Below are 16003 nucleotides of genomic sequence, written 5' to 3'. Positions count from 1 at the left end.
TCCCTGCCACCCGCCCTGCCCATCAGAAAAGCCCGTCCTGAACTCCCCCGAACTCCCGCACGGGCACGGTGATGTCCCCACGGTCCCCCAACCCGGTCGCCCCGACCTCTCCGGTCGCTCCGGCCGCTCCGGTCAGTTCCCACCCGGTCATGAGGCGCGTATCGAGCACGACGACCCCCCGGCCGGTCCGCAGATGCAGATCGGGCCCGGCGGCGGCGACCAGCTCACCGCGCACGACGCCTCCCGGGACCAGCTCGCCGACGGCGGCCACGGCCGGCGGCAGCCCGTCGAGCCCGAACGCGTCCGTGTGGTCGACGGCCTCGAACGGCATCCGCCGCAACGCGTCCGGCCACCCGTCCAGCCCCACGGCCCGCGCATGCAGTTCCCGCACCTCCGCCGCCCGAACGCCCCGCTCCGGCAGCGCGCTCCGAACGGCCCGCTTGGCGTCGTACGCGATCCGGTCCGGCACCCCCAGCGCCGTACGCAACAGCTCCTCACTGCGCCGGGCGGACATCAGCGGCCCCCGCCCCAGCCAGGTGAAGACGACGGCGCCCTGCTCCAGCAGGCGGGCCGATCCGCGCTCGACGGCGGTGATCCCCACCTTGACCAGCCCGGGTCCGAACCAGGCCAGATAGACGGAGTAGGGCCGGGGGTCGTCGGCGATGGTGTCCGCCGCGACGGAATGGGCCCGGTCCAGCCGCGCGCACTCCTCACAACGGGCCCCGACACTGCGCCCGGACACCGCGGCCCCCGCGAAACAGCTGTGCCCGCGCGCCCCCACGCACCGCCGCTCACCCCCGCCCACGACGGCGAACGCGACCTGCTTCCCCCACGGCAACGCACTGTCACGCCCCCCGTCCCAGACCAGCACGGGCTCACACCCGGCCCACCGAAGCCCCCTGCACTTCCACACCTGTGCCATCACTGACGAGCGTAGAGCCCGGCACTGACAGTGGGCCGCCACGACGAAAGAAGCCCCGGACCATGGTCCGGGGCTTCTCATCTGTGTGCACTCGGCAGGATTCGAACCTGCAACCTTCTGATCCGTAGTCAGATGCTCTATCCGTTAAGCTACGAGTGCTTGTGTGTTCTGTTGTGTTTGCTCTTCCTTCCGGACTTTTCTGCCCGGTTGGCGTTGCGGGAACAACATTACATGACTGGCGCCGTGAGGCGAAATCCGTTTGCCGGACCCTGCCTGACCTGCGGAAACGACCTCCTGGTGGCCCTCGGACGGCTGCTGGCGCGGCCCCGTGGAGCGTCAGGAACGATCAAGGAACGACGAAGCCCCGGTCGTGGACGACCGGGGCTTCGTGATCTTCTGCGGAGGCGGAGGGATTTGAACCCTCGATGGGATTGAAGTCCCAAACCGCATTAGCAGTGCGGCGCCATAGACCGGACTAGGCGACGCCTCCAGCACAACCATCCTCGCCTGCGCGAAATGGTGCGTGCAGATGATGACACAGTCGAGCGGGCTGTCACCAATCGCCTCCCACGGTACTAGGCGGAAAGCCCCGAGGGCAAAGCCCTTCTCCCCCGCGCAACGTCGGGGCTCGGACGGCGTTAGAGCAGGCGTCAGGGCTGTCGCCAGGGCAGTCGACCAGAACCGTCGTCAGGGGATCCACCATGCTGCGCCGCATCGCCCTCACCGTCGCCACCTCCGCCGCCGCCTCCTTCGCCGCGCTGTCCGGGGCGCCGGCGGTCGCGTACGCCGATTCGTTTCCCCTCGTGCCGCCGCCGGTGAGCGGTGCGGACCGCAGCGACCACCTCACGGTGACGGTGAGCGGGGCCGGCGAGGGCCGCGACGGGAAGTTCGAGCTCGACTGCCATCCGGCGGGCGGCAGCCATCCCCGGGCGCAGGACGCCTGCGACTACCTGGACCGGAACACCTCGTGGGGCAAGAGCCCGTTCGCACCCGCGCAGGAGCGCGGGATGTGCACGATGCAGTACGGCGGTCCGGCCACCGCGCACGTCACGGGCACCTGGGCCGGCCGGCCCGTCGACGCGACGTACCGGCGCGGTGACGGGTGCGAGATCGCGCGCTGGGACGCCCTCGTGCCCGTCCTCCCCGATCTCGGCGCGTAGACCCGCAGTCCCACAGACCCGTGGAGCGGGGCGGGTGGCCGGGAGCCGGCGCATTCGTGGGACCGGGTGCGGCGGCCGGGGCGGCGAATCGCACGGTCACAGGTTCTCCAGGCCTTCTGCGTGCGTTCTGCTTCCCCTCTACGTGCGACCTCCCTCTCATCCGGCGTCGCGAGCGCAACCACTGCCCGTAGACTCCCTCGCGTGACACGTCGCGGCCCCGTTGGCAAGATGGCTACCGCGGTCGGCAAGGTGCGGTAACAGGGAGGAAGCGTCTCGTGAGCAGCAGGCCATCCCGAGGCGCTGCTCGCCTCGCAGCCATACTCGACGCACTTCCCGACGCGTTGGTACTGGTCAACGCCAACGGAACGGTCGTCAACGCCAACACCATCGCCCTGGAGGCCTTCGAGGCCCCGGGCACCGCGCTCGTGGGGCGCGGACTGCTCGATCTGCTGCCGCAGTTCGACTCCCGGCTCATCCCGGGCACGATGCGGCGGGCCGACACCGTCGACGAGAACGGACGCACCCGGCCCACCCGGATGATCGCCCGCCGCACGGACGGCAGCGAGTTCCCCGTCGAGGTCACCAGCGCGAACCTGGAGAACGGGCAGCAGGCGTACGACGGTTACGGCTACACCGGCGACGAGCTGCTGATGATCGTCGTACGGGACCTCTCCGGCACCGTCGACACCGAGGCGGAGCTCGCGCGCTCGCAGCGGCAGACGGAGATGATCCTGCGTGCCGCCGCCGAGGGCGTGGTCGGCACGGACACCGAGGGACGGGTCGTCCTCGTCAATCCCGCCGCCGCCCAGATACTCGGCTTCCGGGCCAGCGACCTCGGCGGGCAGGAACTGCACCCGCTGATGCTGCACTCGCGCGCGGACGGCGAGCCCTTCCCGTACGAGGAGTCGCCGCTCGCCGACACCCTGCGGTCCGGGCGCAAGCACCGGGTGCGCGGGCAGGTGCTGTGGTCCAAGAGCGGCGACCGGGTGCCGGTCGACCTGACCACCGCGCCGGTACGGGACGGCGACCAGCTCGTCGGAGCCGTGATGACCTTCACGGACCGGCGGCCGTACGACGCGCTCGCCGAGGAGAAGGACGCCGAGGCCGAGCGGCATCAGCAGGAACTCGCGCAGGCCGCCGAGACGCACGCCGAGGAGCTGGCCGCCCTCAAGGAGGAGCACTCCGGGGTGCTCGCCGAGCTGCGTGAGCAGCACGCGGAGGAACTGGCCGCCGGGGACGACCGGTACGCGGCCCTCGCCGAGCGCGAGAAGGACCGTTACGAGGCCCTGTCCGCGCGGCACGAGCAGCTGCTGGCCGTTCTGGGGCGCTCCCTGCGCGGGCCCCTGGACCAGCTGCGCGGCGAACTCGCGACCCTCGCCGCGGACGACGCCGGACAGCTGTGGCCCGAGGCCAACCAGGTGCTGCACCACCTCTCGGCCGGCTACTCGCGCATCACCACACTCGTCGACAACGTCCTCGCGTACCAGCGCCTCGACTCCGGGACCGAAGGCGTCACCCGTACGAAAGTGATGCTGGACGCGGTCGTCGCGGCCGGGGTCGACGGGGCCGTCGAGCTGATCGGGCCCGGGCGGGTGCAGTTCGCCGTGCACGCGCCGCCCATCGAGGCCGAGGTCGACCCGCAGCGGCTCGCCACCGCGCTCGCGCACCTCATCGCGGACGTCGCGGGCGTCGACTCCACGGGCAACTCACCGGCCTCGGCCGGCGGCTACATGGACAACACGGTCGTCGTGGCGGCCGCGCAGCGCGGTGAGGGCGTACGCATCGAGGTACGCGGGCCGTACGCCGGGGGAGACCCGGTGCACGAGCCCATCGTGCGCGGAATCGTGCGCGCGCACGGGGGAGTGCTGCAGACGCACGAGGTCCCCGGGATGAGCGGCAGCGCGTTCGTTCTCGAAGTGCCCATCGGCGGCGGGGCCGGGTCGGTCCCGGCCGCCGTTCCGGGTGCGGGCGCCCTTCCCGATGCCGGTCCGGGCCCGGACGGCTCTCCGGCCGCCGAAGCGGCTGTGGGAGCAGGAGCGGGCTCCGGTGCGGTCGGTTCCGCCCTCGCGCTGCCCGAGCAGGCTTCCCCGCAGGGGGGCGGACGGCGGCGGGCCCGGCGCGCGTCCGTCGACGCCTTCCTGGAGAGCGAGGTGGGGCCCTCGACGGAGGCGGCCGTGCCCACCGGGCGGCGCAGGCGTGCCGCGGAGGCCGCGGGGCAGCCCGCGCTGCCGGCCCAGGCCCCCGGGGACGAGAGTGCTTCCGGTACTTCCCATGCTGCCGGTCCTGCAGGTGCTGCCGGTGCTGCCGAGGGCAACGGCGCGACCGGACGGCGGCGTGGTCGGCCGAGCCCCGTCGAGGGCGGCGTCTCCGAGGGCGCGGTGGTGACCGCCGCCGAGCACGCGGCCGGTACCGCGGCCACCGGACTGGGGGCGACCGTGCCTCCGCAGGGTGTGCCCGCGCCCGCCGACGGACGCCGAGCACTGCAGGACGGCGGCCGGCAGGCCCTGCCGGCCGCACTGCCCGCGGCCGTACCCTCCGGGCCCGGTACGGGTGCGGGTTCGGGTGGGGACGCCGGTGAGAGCGCCGACGGTGGCGGTGCTCAGCCGACCGGGCGGCGCCGACGTGCGCTGGCCGCCGCGGCGGAGCGTGCGGCGGCTCAGGAAGCGGGGCCCCGCGCGGTGTTCGCGCTGCCGCCCGCCGAGGCGGACCGCTCTCCGGAGTACGCGGCGCAGTCCGCCGAGGGCCATGGCCACGCTCAGGCAGCCGTCGGCGCCGGACGCCATGACGTTGCCCTGCGCGATCCTGCCGACGATCACACGCCGCCCCAGCCGCATCCGGTGCAGGCGCCCGGCGGACGCCGACGGGCTCGGCAGGCCGCGGGCGAGGCAGCGGGCGTGAGCGCGGGCGAGGTGACGCCGGATGCGGCGGCCGGGGCTCCCGCACAGCAGCCGATGCCGGGCCATCTGCCTCCCGCGCAGGCCGTTCCGCCGGAGGCCGTGCCCCCGCAGGGCGTTGCCCAGCAGGCCGTCCCCGGACAGCCCGCACCCGCGCCCGTAGCCGTACCTGGTCAGGGAAACCCAGGGCACGGTGCTCCTTCGGCCGTCCCTGCCGTGGGACAGGCCGTCCCGGGGCAGGCCCTCCCACCGCAGACACCGCAGGCGGCGCCTCTCCCCGGTCAGCCCCTGCCGCCGCAGGCTGTTCCCGGAGGGCTCGCCCCGGCCGGTCTCGCGGCTCCCGCGACGGCCGAGGGGGTCCCGGGCCACGTCGGAGCCCCGGCACCCGGCACGCCTGCCCAGGGCACACCCGCGGCGGGTCCGGGCCGGCCGCAACCGCAGCAGCAACCGCAGACGCCCGCGGCCGGGACTCCGCACGCCGACGCGACCGCCTCGCCTCAGCCATGGCCCGGCGCGGCCGACACCTCCGGCGCCGGAGTACCCGTACAGCCGGAGGACGCCGCCGCGCCGCAGCCGTGGCCGGGCACGGCCGATGCGTCGGCCGCTCCCGAGCCCGCGGCGGCCCAGGAACAGCAACGCGTCGCACAGCCCCTTCCCGCGGAGGCCGCGGCGCCTCCCATCGACCCCAACTCGACCCAGGGCCGGGCCATCAGCGTCCGTACGCTCGGGCAGGGTGTCCCGTTCGGCCGCCGCATGATCGACGCCCAGCAGCCGGGGCCCGGCCGGACGGCGTCTCCCGCTCCCCAGGCACAGGCGCAGTCAAAGGCACCGCCCGTGGCGCAGGGGGGCGCCGCGGCGCAGCCCCAGGCGCCCACGCCTCCCCCGCACGCGACCAACGGCTCCGGACGGCGCCGCAAGCTCGGTACGCGGCCCGATCCCGCGGCCGAGCAGACGGACACGGCGGCCCGCTCGCACCCGGGTGGCGGCCAGCAGTCCCGCCTCGCCCACACCACCGAGGGCACCGGCCGTTCGTACGCCATAGGGGCACCCGACCAGAACGCCGACGAAGGCCCCGAGCCGCTCGACGGCCCAGGTGGCGCGGTGGAGGTCGCGAACCAGCCCCACCCCCAGCCGATGGACGACGAACTGCCCCCGGAGCCGCTGGACAACCCGCGTCGGCTGCTGGTGTGGCCCGCGCCGGACATCACCACGCAGCAGGCACTGAGCGACCGCGGCTACCGGCCCGTCATCGTGCACTCACGCGAAGAGGTCGACGCGCAGATCGCCGCCTTCCCGGCCGCTCTGTTCGTCGACCCGCTCACCGGTCCGATCACGCGCACGGCCCTGCAGTCGCTGCGCCAGGCCGCCGTCGCCGCCGAGGTGCCGGTCCTGGTGACCGCCGGTCTCGGCCAGGCGACACGCGAGGCGGCGTACGGAGCCGACCCCGCCGTACTCCTCAAGGCATTGGCGCCGCGCGACAGCGAGCAGCACCCGCCGCGGGTTCTCCTCATCGAGGAGCACGCGGAGATCGCGCTCGCGCTGACGTCGACGCTGGAGCGGCGCGGAATGCAGGTCGCACGGGCCTCGTCCGACGAGGACGCCGTCACGCTGGCCGGGCAGATGCGGCCGAACCTCGTGGTGATGGACCTGATGCAGGTACGCCGCCGACAGGCCGGCATCGTCGACTGGCTGCGTGCCAACGGCCAGCTCAACCGCACCCCGCTGGTCGTCTACACCGCGGCCGTCGACCAGACCGAACTGCCGCGGCTGGCCGCGGGGGAGACGGTGCTGTTCCTGGCCGAGCGGTCGACGAGCGCCGAGGTGCAGGACCGGATCGTGGATCTGCTGGCGCGCATCGGCACCAACTGAGCGTCGGCTCAGCCACGCATGCACACGGTCGCCTCAACCACGCGTGCGCACAGTCGTCTCAACCATGCGTGCGCACAAACGGGTTGGGGCGTTGTTTCACGTTAAACAACGCCCCAACCCGTGCATATCGCCTGCCGTGCCCGTCAGAGCTGGGTGACGTCCAGCTCGCCCGCCGCGTACTGCCTGCGCAGCACCTTCTTGTCGAACTTGCCGACGCTCGTCTTCGGCACCGACTCGATGATCGTCCAGCGCTCGGGGAGCTGCCACTTGGCGATCTTGCCCTCGTCCGCGAGGAAGGAGCGCAGGGTGTCGAAGTCGGCGCCCGCGCCTTCCTTCAGCACGACGGTGGCGAGCGGGCGTTCGCCCCACTTGTCGTCCGGGACGGCGACGACCGCCGCCTCGGCGACATCGGGGTGGGCCATGAGGGCGTTCTCCAGGTCGACCGAGGAGATCCACTCGCCGCCGGACTTGATGACGTCCTTGGCGCGGTCGGTCAGGGTCAGGAAGCCGTCGGGGCTGATCGTGCCGACGTCACCGGTCTTGAGCCAGCCGTCCTCGCTGAACTTGTCGTCGGGGCGCAGCGCTTCGGCGCCCTGACCGCCGTAGTACGCGCTCGCGATCCAGGGGCCGCGCACCTCCAGCTCGCCCGCGGACTCGCCGTCCCAGGGCAGCCGCTCGCCGCCGGGGCCGGTCAGCCGGGGCTCGACACCGGCGGGGAAACGGCCCTGGGTGAGCCGATACGCGAACTCCTCGTCCGATCCCTCTTCGACGTGGGCCGGCGGTCGCGCGATGGTGCCGAGCGGCGAGGTCTCCGTCATGCCCCAGGCGTGGCAGACGCGCATGCCCAGCTCGTCGAACGCCTTCATGAGGGCGGGCGGACAGGCGGAGCCGCCGATGGTGACCTGGGTCAGCGAACTCACGTCACGCGGCTTGCCCTTGAGTTCCGCGAGCAGCCCCTGCCAGATGGTGGGGACGGCGGCGGCGTGCGTGGGACGCTCCTTCTCGATCATCTCCGCGAGCGGTGCGGGCTGCAGGAAGCGGTCCGGCATCAGCACGTTCACACCGGTCATGAACATCGCGTGCGGCAGGCCCCAGGCGTTCACATGGAACTGCGGCACCACGACGAGGGAGGTGTCCCCGTCGGTGAGCCCCATGGACTGCGTCATGTTGACCTGCATCGAGTGCAGGTAGATGGAGCGGTGCGAGTAGATGACGCCCTTGGGGTCGCCCGTCGTGCCGGAGGTGTAGCACATGGCCGCGGCCTGGCGTTCGTCCAGCGCGGGCCAGTCGTAGTTGTCCGGCTTGTCGGCGATCAGCTCCTCGTACTCGTGCACCTGGACACTCGCCCCGTCGAGCAGCGAGCGGTCGCCGGGACCGGAGAGGACCACGTGCTCGACCGACTTGAAGTGCGGGAGCAGCGGGGCGAGCAGCGGGAGCAGCGAACCGTTGGCCACGATGACCCGGTCGGCGGCGTGGTTGACGATCCAGACGAGCTGCTCGGGAGGCAGCCGGAGGTTCAGCGTGTGGAGGATCGCGCCCATGGCCGGGATCGCGTAGTACGCCTCGACGTGCTCGGCGTTGTTCCACATCAGCGTCGCGACCCGGTCGTCGTCGCGGACTCCGAGGTCGTCGCGCAGGGCGTGTGCCAGCCGTGCCGCCCGCGCCCCGATCTCGGCGAACGAACGCCGGTGCGGCTCGGCCTCCCCGGTCCAGGTGATCACCTGGGACGACCCGTGGATGGTCGACCCGTGGGTCAGGATCCTAGAGATCAGCAGCGGTACGTCCTGCATCGTGCTCAGCACGGCGTCCTCCCGGGGGCGACATTGCCTACGCGGTAGTAAGGGTTGGGCTGATTCTGCTCACATACCGCGCGGTATGTCACTACTCCTGGGCGATCGATCACATCACGGCAAGCATTGCTTGCCCAGTCCTGCGCTCTGTGTTCCGCTCCGCACCCGCCCGCACGGGTCAGCGCACAGGACCCAGTTCAGGGTCTTCACGGAGCTTGCCCAGCGCGCGTGACACGGCTGACTTGACCGTACCGATCGACACGCCCAGCACCTCCGCCGTCTGCGCCTCGCTCAGGTCCTCGTAGTACCGCAGGACGACCATCGCCCGCTGCCGCGCGGGCAGCTTCATGATCGCGCGCCACATCGCGTCGTGCAGTGCCTGCTGCTCCGCCGGGTCCCCGGCCGGCGGCGCCTGCGGCTCCGGCATCTCGTCGCACGCGAACTCGTCGACCTTCCGCTTGCGCCACTGCGACGTCCGCGTGTTCAGCAGCGCCCGCCGCACATATCCGTCGAGCGCCCGGTGGTCCTCGATCCGCTCCCAGGCGACATACGTCTTGGTGAGGGCGGTCTGCAGCAGATCCTCCGCGTCGCACGGGTTCGCGGTCAGCGAGCGCGCGGTACGCAGCAACACAGGTTGGCGAGCCCTTACGTACGAGGAGAACGACGGGTACGCATGGGTCCGCGTCGCCACGTTCGAAGCGCTGGTGCAGACGGGTGTGGTCATGGCTCCACGCTAGGATCGCCCCCTACTCCAGCGGATCGGCCGCAGGTCCCGAAGCCTTGTCCGCCTCAGGTTGTAGGAGGGGGGCAGGCCCCACCTCCTGAAGGTGGACACGGGGCTCAGGACCCCTGAGGGTTCACCCCTGAGAGACGGGCCCCCGCGCACTCCCACCGCAGTAGCCCGGCGCCCGGCATGGTGCCGGAGTAGTACGAGCGAGGACGAGGACCGCTCCGGCCGGCACCCCGGCAGTTCACTCGACGCGTGCGACCGGCGCGTGCATCAGATTGCGGTCGATCAGCAGCGTCCGGCCGCCGTGCCGTTCCCGTACGTTCCCCGCGTACTGGTGGATGCGCCGCGCGGGCGTCCACGCGGTCTTCCGCAGTACGGGCTCACGGTGCAGCCCGTTCTTCACGCCCCAGCGGGCGAACCACACCACAGCCGGCAGATCCCGCACCCCGGCCCGCCGCGAGCGCTCCATGTGGCGGACGCCCGATCCGGCGCTGCTGTAGAACCCCGGCAGATATCCCCGGCGCGACACCTCACGGTTCCACCCCCGCACGAACAGGAGCGTGGTGCGGGCACACCTCTTGTTCCCGTACGCATATGCCTCCATGTCCAAAAAGAGCGGGCTGCCGGGCCTCATACCGAGCGCCGACGCCCTCTTCACCGCGTCGCGGGCCTCCGCCGTGCCCTGCTTCCAGGGATGCCGCCCGATCCGTACGTTCTTCTTGTGCCGCGCGAACACACAGGTCGACTGCGAGCCCACGTACAGCGGCAGCACCCGCCAGCCCTGGTCCCGCACCGTCCGCATCCAGCGGTGACTCAGATGGGGCTGTGACCGGCAGGCCCGGCCGCGACCGCCGAAGTAGACACCCACCGCCCGGTAGGGGGACGCCCGCCATCGCCGCATCGTGTCCGCGGACGGCGCCCGGCAGGTGTCGAACGCACGGCCCTTGAACGTGAGCGCCTTGGGTCTCGCGCCGGATTCCCGGACACCCGGCTCCCGGTCCGGGGAATCCACCGGAGCGGTGGCACCCGGCGACCAGGGCCCCGCCTGAGCCGGTGGTGCCGCCGTGAGCCCCAGCAGGAGCAGCACGAACCCGAATCCGACGATCATCTTGTGACATCGCAGCCAACGCATAGGCCGAGTCAACGGCCCCGCCCGCGCCGGCGGGCCCGGACACGCGCCACGTTCATCCGTCCGCCCCGCAATCAGCCCCGATCGTCCGAACCCGGGATCGGGGCTGATCCCTGGATCAGCCCCGGTCGTCCGATCCCAGGATCAATCCCGAGGTCGGAACGCCCGTCCCCGCCGTCACCAGCACCCTGCGGGCTCCGGGTATCTGGTTCACGGCCGAACCGCGCAGTTGTCTGACCCCTTCCGCCACTCCGTTCATCCCGTGCAGATACGCCTCCCCGAGCTGTCCTCCGTGGGTGTTCAACGGCAACCGCTCCTCCGCCACGAAGTCCGCGGCCTCACCCGGCTTGCAGAACCCGAACTCCTCCAGCTGCGTCAGCACGAACGGCGTGAAGTGGTCGTAGAGAATCCCGACGTCGATCTCGGCCGGCGTCAGCCCCGACGTACGCCACAGCTGCCGCGCCACCACACTCATCTCCGGCAGCCCCGTCAGATCGTCCCGGTAGAAACTGGTCATCTGCTCCTGGGCCCGCCCCGCACCCTGGGCGGCGGCCACGATCACGGCCGGCGGACGCGGAAGGTCGCGTGCCCGCTCCACCGAGGTGACGACCAGGGCCTGTCCGCCGTCGGTCTCCTGGCAGCAGTCGAGCAGCCTCAGCGGCTCGACGATCCAGCGGGACGCCGCATGATCCGCGAGCGAGATCGGTCTGCCGTGGAAGTACGCCGCAGGATTGGTCGCCGCGTACTTCCGGTCGACGACCGCGACGTGCCCGAACGCCTCGGAGGTCAGCCCGTACGTGTGCAGATAGCGCTGGGCCGCCATCGCCACCCAGGACGCGGGTGTGAGCAGTCCGAAGGGCAGCGCCCAGCCGAGCGCCGCACCCTCGGCGGACGGCATCCGGCGCTGGACCCCGGAACCGAATCGCCGCCCCGACCGCTCGTTGAACGCCCGATAGCAGACCACCACCTCGGCCACACCCGAGGCCACCGCCAGCGCCGCCTGCTGGACGGTCGCGCAGGCCGCCCCGCCGCCGTAGTGGATCCGGGAGAAGAACGACAGCTCGCCCATGCCGGCCGCCTGGGCGACGGTGATCTCGGGGCTCGTGTCCATCGTGAACGTCACCAGCCCGTCCACATCGCCGGGTGTGAGCCCCGCGTCGTCCAGCGCGGCCCGCACCGCCTCCACCGCGAGCCGCAGCTCGCTGCGCCCCGAGTCCTTGGAGAACTCGGTGGCCCCTATCCCGACGACGGCCGCCCGTCCCCCGAGGCTGTCCCTCGTCCGCACGCTCATGACCGGGCCTCCGGCGTGGTCGCGGTCGCTCCCGGGTCGGTCGCGGCTACCTCCGGGCTGAGCGTGGTCTCCTCGGGGCTGATCGCAGTCACCTCCGGGGTGGTGTCCGTCGTCGTCCGCGGCATCGGTGCCGGCACCGTGACCGTCACCGTGCCGGTGACGTGGTTGCCGAGGCTGTTGGCGCCGACGACCCGCACCGTCGCCGTGTCGCCCCGGACGTCCTCCACCTCCCCGGTCAGCACCATGGTGTCGCCCGGGTGGTTGGGAGCGCCCAGTCTGATCGCGACTCTGCGCAGCACGGCCTCGGGGCCGAAGTGGTCGGTGATGTAGCGCCCGACCAGTCCGTTGGTCGTCAGGATGTTCATGAAGATGTCCGGCGAACCCTTCTGCCGCGCCGCCTCGGCGTCGTGGTGCACGTCCTGGTAGTCGCGCGACGCGATCGCCCCGGCGACGACGAGCGTGCGGGTGATCTCGATCTCCAGCGGTGCCAGCACATCGCCGGCCCGCACCGGCCCGATCCCGGTGGTCAAGCGCCCGGCTTCGGTGGTCATGCGTCCCCCTCACCCTCTCCCTCGCCGTGCACGATCGACTCCCCCAGTTCCTGCAGCAGTTCGCTCCCGCACCCCAGATACGCGTCCAGCTGCCGTCCCCACAGGAAGTGCCGGTGCACGGGATGCTCCAGGTCGGCCCCCATACCGCCGTGCAGATGCTGGCCCGCGTGAACGACCCGCTGCCCCGCCTCAGACGCCCACCAGGCGGCGGTCAGCGCATGCGTGGCGTAGTCCAGCCCCTCGTCCCTCCGCCAGGCCGCCTCGTACGCCGTGACCCGTATCGCCTCGGTGTCCATGTGAGCGTCCGCCGCGCGGAGTTGGACCCCCTGCTTGGCCGCGAGCGGCTGTCCGAACTGCTCACGGGTGTTGGTGTACGCGACGGCCCTGGCGACCGAGCCCGCGCACACTCCCGCCTGCAGCCCCGCGAAGGCCGTCCGCGCGGTGGCCAGCACGTCGTCGTACGCGTCGACGCCACCGAGTGGTTCGGCCGGTGTGGCGTCCAGGGTCAGCCGTCCGGCCGACCAGGGAGCCGTCGTCTCGACGGGCTCGCACCGGGCGTCGGCGGCCCGGACGAGCCACAACCGGTGCTCCTCGTCGGCGACCAGCACATGCGTGGCGTCGCGGAGCCACGGCACCACGGGGGCCACCCCGCTCAACTCGCCCCGCTCGCCTGCCCGTACCGCCGTGTCGGACAGGACGCCGGTCATCACGAGCGAACCGTCCGCGATCCCCGGCAGCAGTCGCTCCCGCTGTGCAGCCGAACCGTGCGCCGACACCGCCAGCAGCCCGTGGACACAGCTCGCGGCGAACGGCACCTGGGCCGTCGTCCGCCCCTGCTCCTCCAGGAGGAGGACCAGCCCGAGGAGCCCGATGTCCTCGACGGCGGCCGGCAGCCCCGCCTCGCACAGCGCCTTCCACAACTCCCCGTCGCTGCCCGTCCCCACGGCGGTCAGCCGCTCGTGCGTCGACAGGTCGCCGAAGATCCGCGCGGCCAGCTCGCGGGCCGCCGTCTGCTCCTCCGTCGGCGTGAAGTCCATCAGCCCCCGCTCCCCTCGGCGGCGACGGCACGGAAGACCGGCAGTTCCAGCTCCTCGTCCACCCGCTCGAACTCCAGCCGCACCGGCATCCCGATCCGTACGCGGTCGTGCGGCACCCCCACCACATTGCTGATCATCCGGACGCCCTCGGCGAGTTCGACCAGTCCCACGGCGTACGGAGGGTCGAAGGCCGGGAAGGGCGGGTGGTGCATCACCACGTACGAGTAGACGGTCCCCTCACCGGCCGCCTCGACCGTGTCCCACTCCAGGCAGCCGCAGGAGTTGCACCCCGGCAGCCAGGGGAAGCGCAGGGTCGCGCACTTCTCGCAGCGCTGGATGAGCAGCCGGTGCCGGGACACGCCCTCCCAGAAGCCGGCGTTGTCGCGATTGACGACGGGGCGGGGCCGCTTGGGACGGGAGGCCGAGGCGGCTTCTCCGGTGGACGCCACGGCCTTCGTGGCGGGCGCCAGAGCCTCCCCGGCGTCCGTCACGGTCTCCTCGGCCTCAGGCGCGGTCGCTGCCCTGCCCGTCGCGCCGTCTGTCCGGCGCCGCCCCGCAGGTACGTACTTGAGGATCCGGAACCTATGCGTCCCCGCTAGCTCGCCCCCCGCCCGTACATCCGTCCGCGTCGTGATGAAGTACCCCGTGCCCAGCTTGGTCGTCTTGCGCTCGGAGACCGACTCGATCACCGAGTCGAAGGTGATCCGGTCCCCCGGCCGAAGCAACCGCAGATACTCCTGCTCGCAGTCGGTGGCGACCACCGAGGTGTACCCGGCGGCGTCGAGCAGCCCGAGCATCTCGACGTACGCCTCCGAGCGGCCCCCGTGGCCGGAGAGTCCCCCCATCGTCCAGGCCTGGAGCATGGTGGCCGGCGCGACGGCGTCCGCTCCCGCATACGCCGGACTGGTGTCTCCCATCGCCTCGCACCAGTGCCGGATCATCGGTTCGTTGACCAGGTCCTTGCCCACGCCTCCGACGGCCGTCAGCCCTTCGTACGTCTTCAACCGCGCGTGGATGTCCTCGTATCCGCCCTCGGTCACGCTTACGGACACCGCCCCCTCGCCCGGCACGCTCCTCCCGCTCACCGCCGCCCCCTCGTCATCCCGAGCCGCATCGTCGCCACGATCTCCCGCTGCACCTCGCTCACCCCGCCCCCGAACGTGTTGATCTGTGCCGCCCTGTTCATCCGCTCCAGCTCGCCGTCCCCGAACACCCCCGGCGAGCCGGCCCGGATCAGCGCGTCCGATCCGACGATTTCCTGACACATTCGGTACACCGCGACGGCCGATTCGGTTCCCACGACTTTCACGCCGCTCGCATCGCCGGGTGCCAGCCGGCCGGCCGCCACATCACCCACCAAACGCCAGTTGAGCAGGCGTGTTGCCGCCAGCCGGGCATGCACCTCGGCCAGCCTCGAACGCACCCACGGCTCGTCAACCCTGCGCCGCCCGGTCACCCGATCGGGGACGCGGGCGGCGGCCAGCGCGGCCAGATAGAAGTCCTCGGCCTGCATGCCGAGGGCGGCGAGCGCGACGCGTTCGTGGTTCAGCTGGTTGGTGATGAGCCCCCAGCCGGCGTTCTCCTCACCGACCAGGCGGGAGGCCGGGACCCGGATCCCGTCGTAGTACGTGGCCGTCGTGGTCAGCCCGCCCACCGTTTCGATCGGTGTCCACGAGAACCCGGGCGCGTCCGTGGGCACCAGCAGGATCGAGATGCCCTTGTGCTTGGGCGCGTCGGGATCCGTACGGCAGGCGAGCCAGATCCAGTCGGCGTGCTGGGCGTTGGAGGTGAACACCTTCTGCCCGTCGACGATCCACCCGCCGCCGGGCCCCACGCCGGGCCCTTCGTCGAGCCCCGCGCGCTCTTCTTGCCCCCCGCGTCCCTCTTGCCCCTCACATCCCTCTTGTCCCCCACGCCCCTCTTGGCCTGCATGCCCCTCCGGGCCGCCGACCCGCACGGCCCGGGTCCGCAGCGAGGCCAGATCCGTACCGGCCGACGGCTCGCTGTACCCGATCGCGAACACGAGCTCTCCGCGCAGGATCCGCGGCAGGAAGTAATCCTTCTGCTCCTCGGTCCCGTACTTCATGAGCGTCGGTCCGACCGTGTTCAGCGTGACCATGGAGATCGGGGCGCCCGCCCGGCAGGCCTCGTCGAAGAAGACGAACTGCTCGTCGGCGCCCCGCCCTTGGCCCCCATAGGCCTCCGGCCAGCCGATACCGAGCCAGCCGTCGGCGCCGATGCGCCGCAGCAGTGCCCGCTGCCCCGCGGAACCGGCACGCATACCGGCACGCGTGTCGGCGCGCATGTCGGCACCTGTACCGGCAGGAGGTGGCCCCTCCGGCATCAGGTCCCGGAAGTACACGCGGAGTTCGGCACGCAGCCGTCGCAGGCGTTCGGTGGGGGCGAGATGCACGACGACGTCCCTCCCGGACCTCGTACGTACGAGCAATGATTTCTGACTGTCCGTCAGATACATTTCTCTGTCAAGGCTCAAGGTCGCTCGGCCACGCCCGGATCCCGCACCGGCCACGCACCCACCCCACACCCGCCACGTGCAGAAACGTCTGCGCGGCGATGTCTATGTAAAGAAGATCTGACGTGTTAGAAGATATTATTTGTGTAGATCTAGG

Annotated in this window: 10 protein-coding genes, 2 tRNA genes and 1 pseudogene; 2 read left to right on the top strand and 11 right to left on the bottom strand. The window is 71.9% G+C overall.

Going from position 1 to position 16003, the window contains the following annotated elements:
* Positions 1 to 22 precede the first annotated feature (22 nt).
* The 3 genes from ACFWGJ_RS02800 to ACFWGJ_RS02790 form a co-directional block, all read right to left on the bottom strand.
* Positions 23 to 922 carry a DUF2797 domain-containing protein gene (locus ACFWGJ_RS02800; RefSeq protein ID WP_387320439.1) on the bottom strand — a complete coding sequence of 300 codons (900 nt, stop codon included), beginning with the start codon at positions 920 to 922 and terminating at the stop codon, positions 23 to 25.
* A gap of 86 nt (positions 923 to 1008) precedes the next feature.
* A tRNA-Arg gene (locus tag ACFWGJ_RS02795) sits at positions 1009 to 1081 on the bottom strand.
* Between the two features lie 240 nt (positions 1082 to 1321).
* Positions 1322 to 1412, bottom strand: a tRNA-Ser gene (locus ACFWGJ_RS02790).
* 211 nt (positions 1413 to 1623) lie between these two features.
* Here ACFWGJ_RS02790 and ACFWGJ_RS02785 point away from each other — a divergent pair.
* The gene (locus tag ACFWGJ_RS02785) at positions 1624 to 2082 is read left to right on the top strand and encodes an SSI family serine proteinase inhibitor (protein WP_381834366.1); all 459 of its coding nucleotides are present in this window, start codon (positions 1624 to 1626) and stop codon (positions 2080 to 2082) included.
* Positions 2083 to 2357: 275 nt separating this feature from the next.
* Positions 2358 to 6845, top strand: a complete 4488-nt coding sequence (locus ACFWGJ_RS02780; RefSeq protein ID WP_387320437.1) for a PAS domain-containing protein — start codon at positions 2358 to 2360, stop codon at positions 6843 to 6845.
* Between the two features lie 143 nt (positions 6846 to 6988).
* On the opposite strand, the gene ACFWGJ_RS02775 is transcribed toward ACFWGJ_RS02780, so the two are convergent.
* The 8 genes and pseudogenes from ACFWGJ_RS02775 to ACFWGJ_RS02740 all read right to left on the bottom strand — a co-directional run bounded on the left by ACFWGJ_RS02775 (position 6989) and on the right by ACFWGJ_RS02740 (position 15786).
* Positions 6989 to 8635, bottom strand: a complete 1647-nt coding sequence (locus ACFWGJ_RS02775) for a long-chain fatty acid--CoA ligase (RefSeq protein WP_387320522.1) — start codon at positions 8633 to 8635, stop codon at positions 6989 to 6991.
* Between the two features lie 178 nt (positions 8636 to 8813).
* Positions 8814 to 9359, bottom strand: coding sequence for a SigE family RNA polymerase sigma factor (locus ACFWGJ_RS02770; protein WP_387320435.1), 546 nt, complete (start codon positions 9357 to 9359; stop codon positions 8814 to 8816).
* 247 nt (positions 9360 to 9606) lie between these two features.
* On the bottom strand, positions 9607 to 10473 hold the full coding sequence (locus tag ACFWGJ_RS02765; protein WP_387320433.1) for a DUF1906 domain-containing protein: 867 nt from the start codon (positions 10471 to 10473) through the stop codon (positions 9607 to 9609).
* Positions 10474 to 10612: 139 nt separating this feature from the next.
* Positions 10613 to 11785, bottom strand: a complete 1173-nt coding sequence (locus ACFWGJ_RS02760) for a lipid-transfer protein (protein WP_387320431.1) — start codon at positions 11783 to 11785, stop codon at positions 10613 to 10615.
* Positions 11786 to 11916: 131 nt separating this feature from the next.
* Positions 11917 to 12294 (bottom strand): annotated as a pseudogene (locus ACFWGJ_RS02755) (MaoC/PaaZ C-terminal domain-containing protein); the annotation flags it as partial.
* 38 nt (positions 12295 to 12332) lie between these two features.
* Positions 12333 to 13373 carry an acyl-CoA dehydrogenase family protein gene (locus ACFWGJ_RS02750; RefSeq protein WP_387320429.1) on the bottom strand — a complete coding sequence of 347 codons (1041 nt, stop codon included), beginning with the start codon at positions 13371 to 13373 and terminating at the stop codon, positions 12333 to 12335.
* Entirely contained in the window at positions 13373 to 14425 is a 1053-nt protein-coding gene (locus ACFWGJ_RS02745) for a bifunctional MaoC family dehydratase N-terminal/OB-fold nucleic acid binding domain-containing protein (protein WP_387320520.1), read from the bottom strand. Before ACFWGJ_RS02745 ends, ACFWGJ_RS02750 begins: the two co-directional genes overlap by 1 nt.
* A 29-nt stretch (positions 14426 to 14454) precedes the next feature.
* Positions 14455 to 15786: an acyl-CoA dehydrogenase family protein gene (locus ACFWGJ_RS02740; protein WP_387320427.1), complete on the bottom strand. Its 1332-nt coding sequence runs from the start codon at positions 15784 to 15786 to the stop codon at positions 14455 to 14457.
* Positions 15787 to 16003: the final 217 nt, after the last annotated feature.

Source organism: Streptomyces sp. NPDC060205 (assembly GCF_042728395.1).
Taxonomy (GTDB): Bacteria; Actinomycetota; Actinomycetes; order Streptomycetales; family Streptomycetaceae; genus Streptomyces.
Note: the sequence above shows the minus strand (reverse complement) of the source record. Positions and strands in the feature narration are given on the sequence as shown.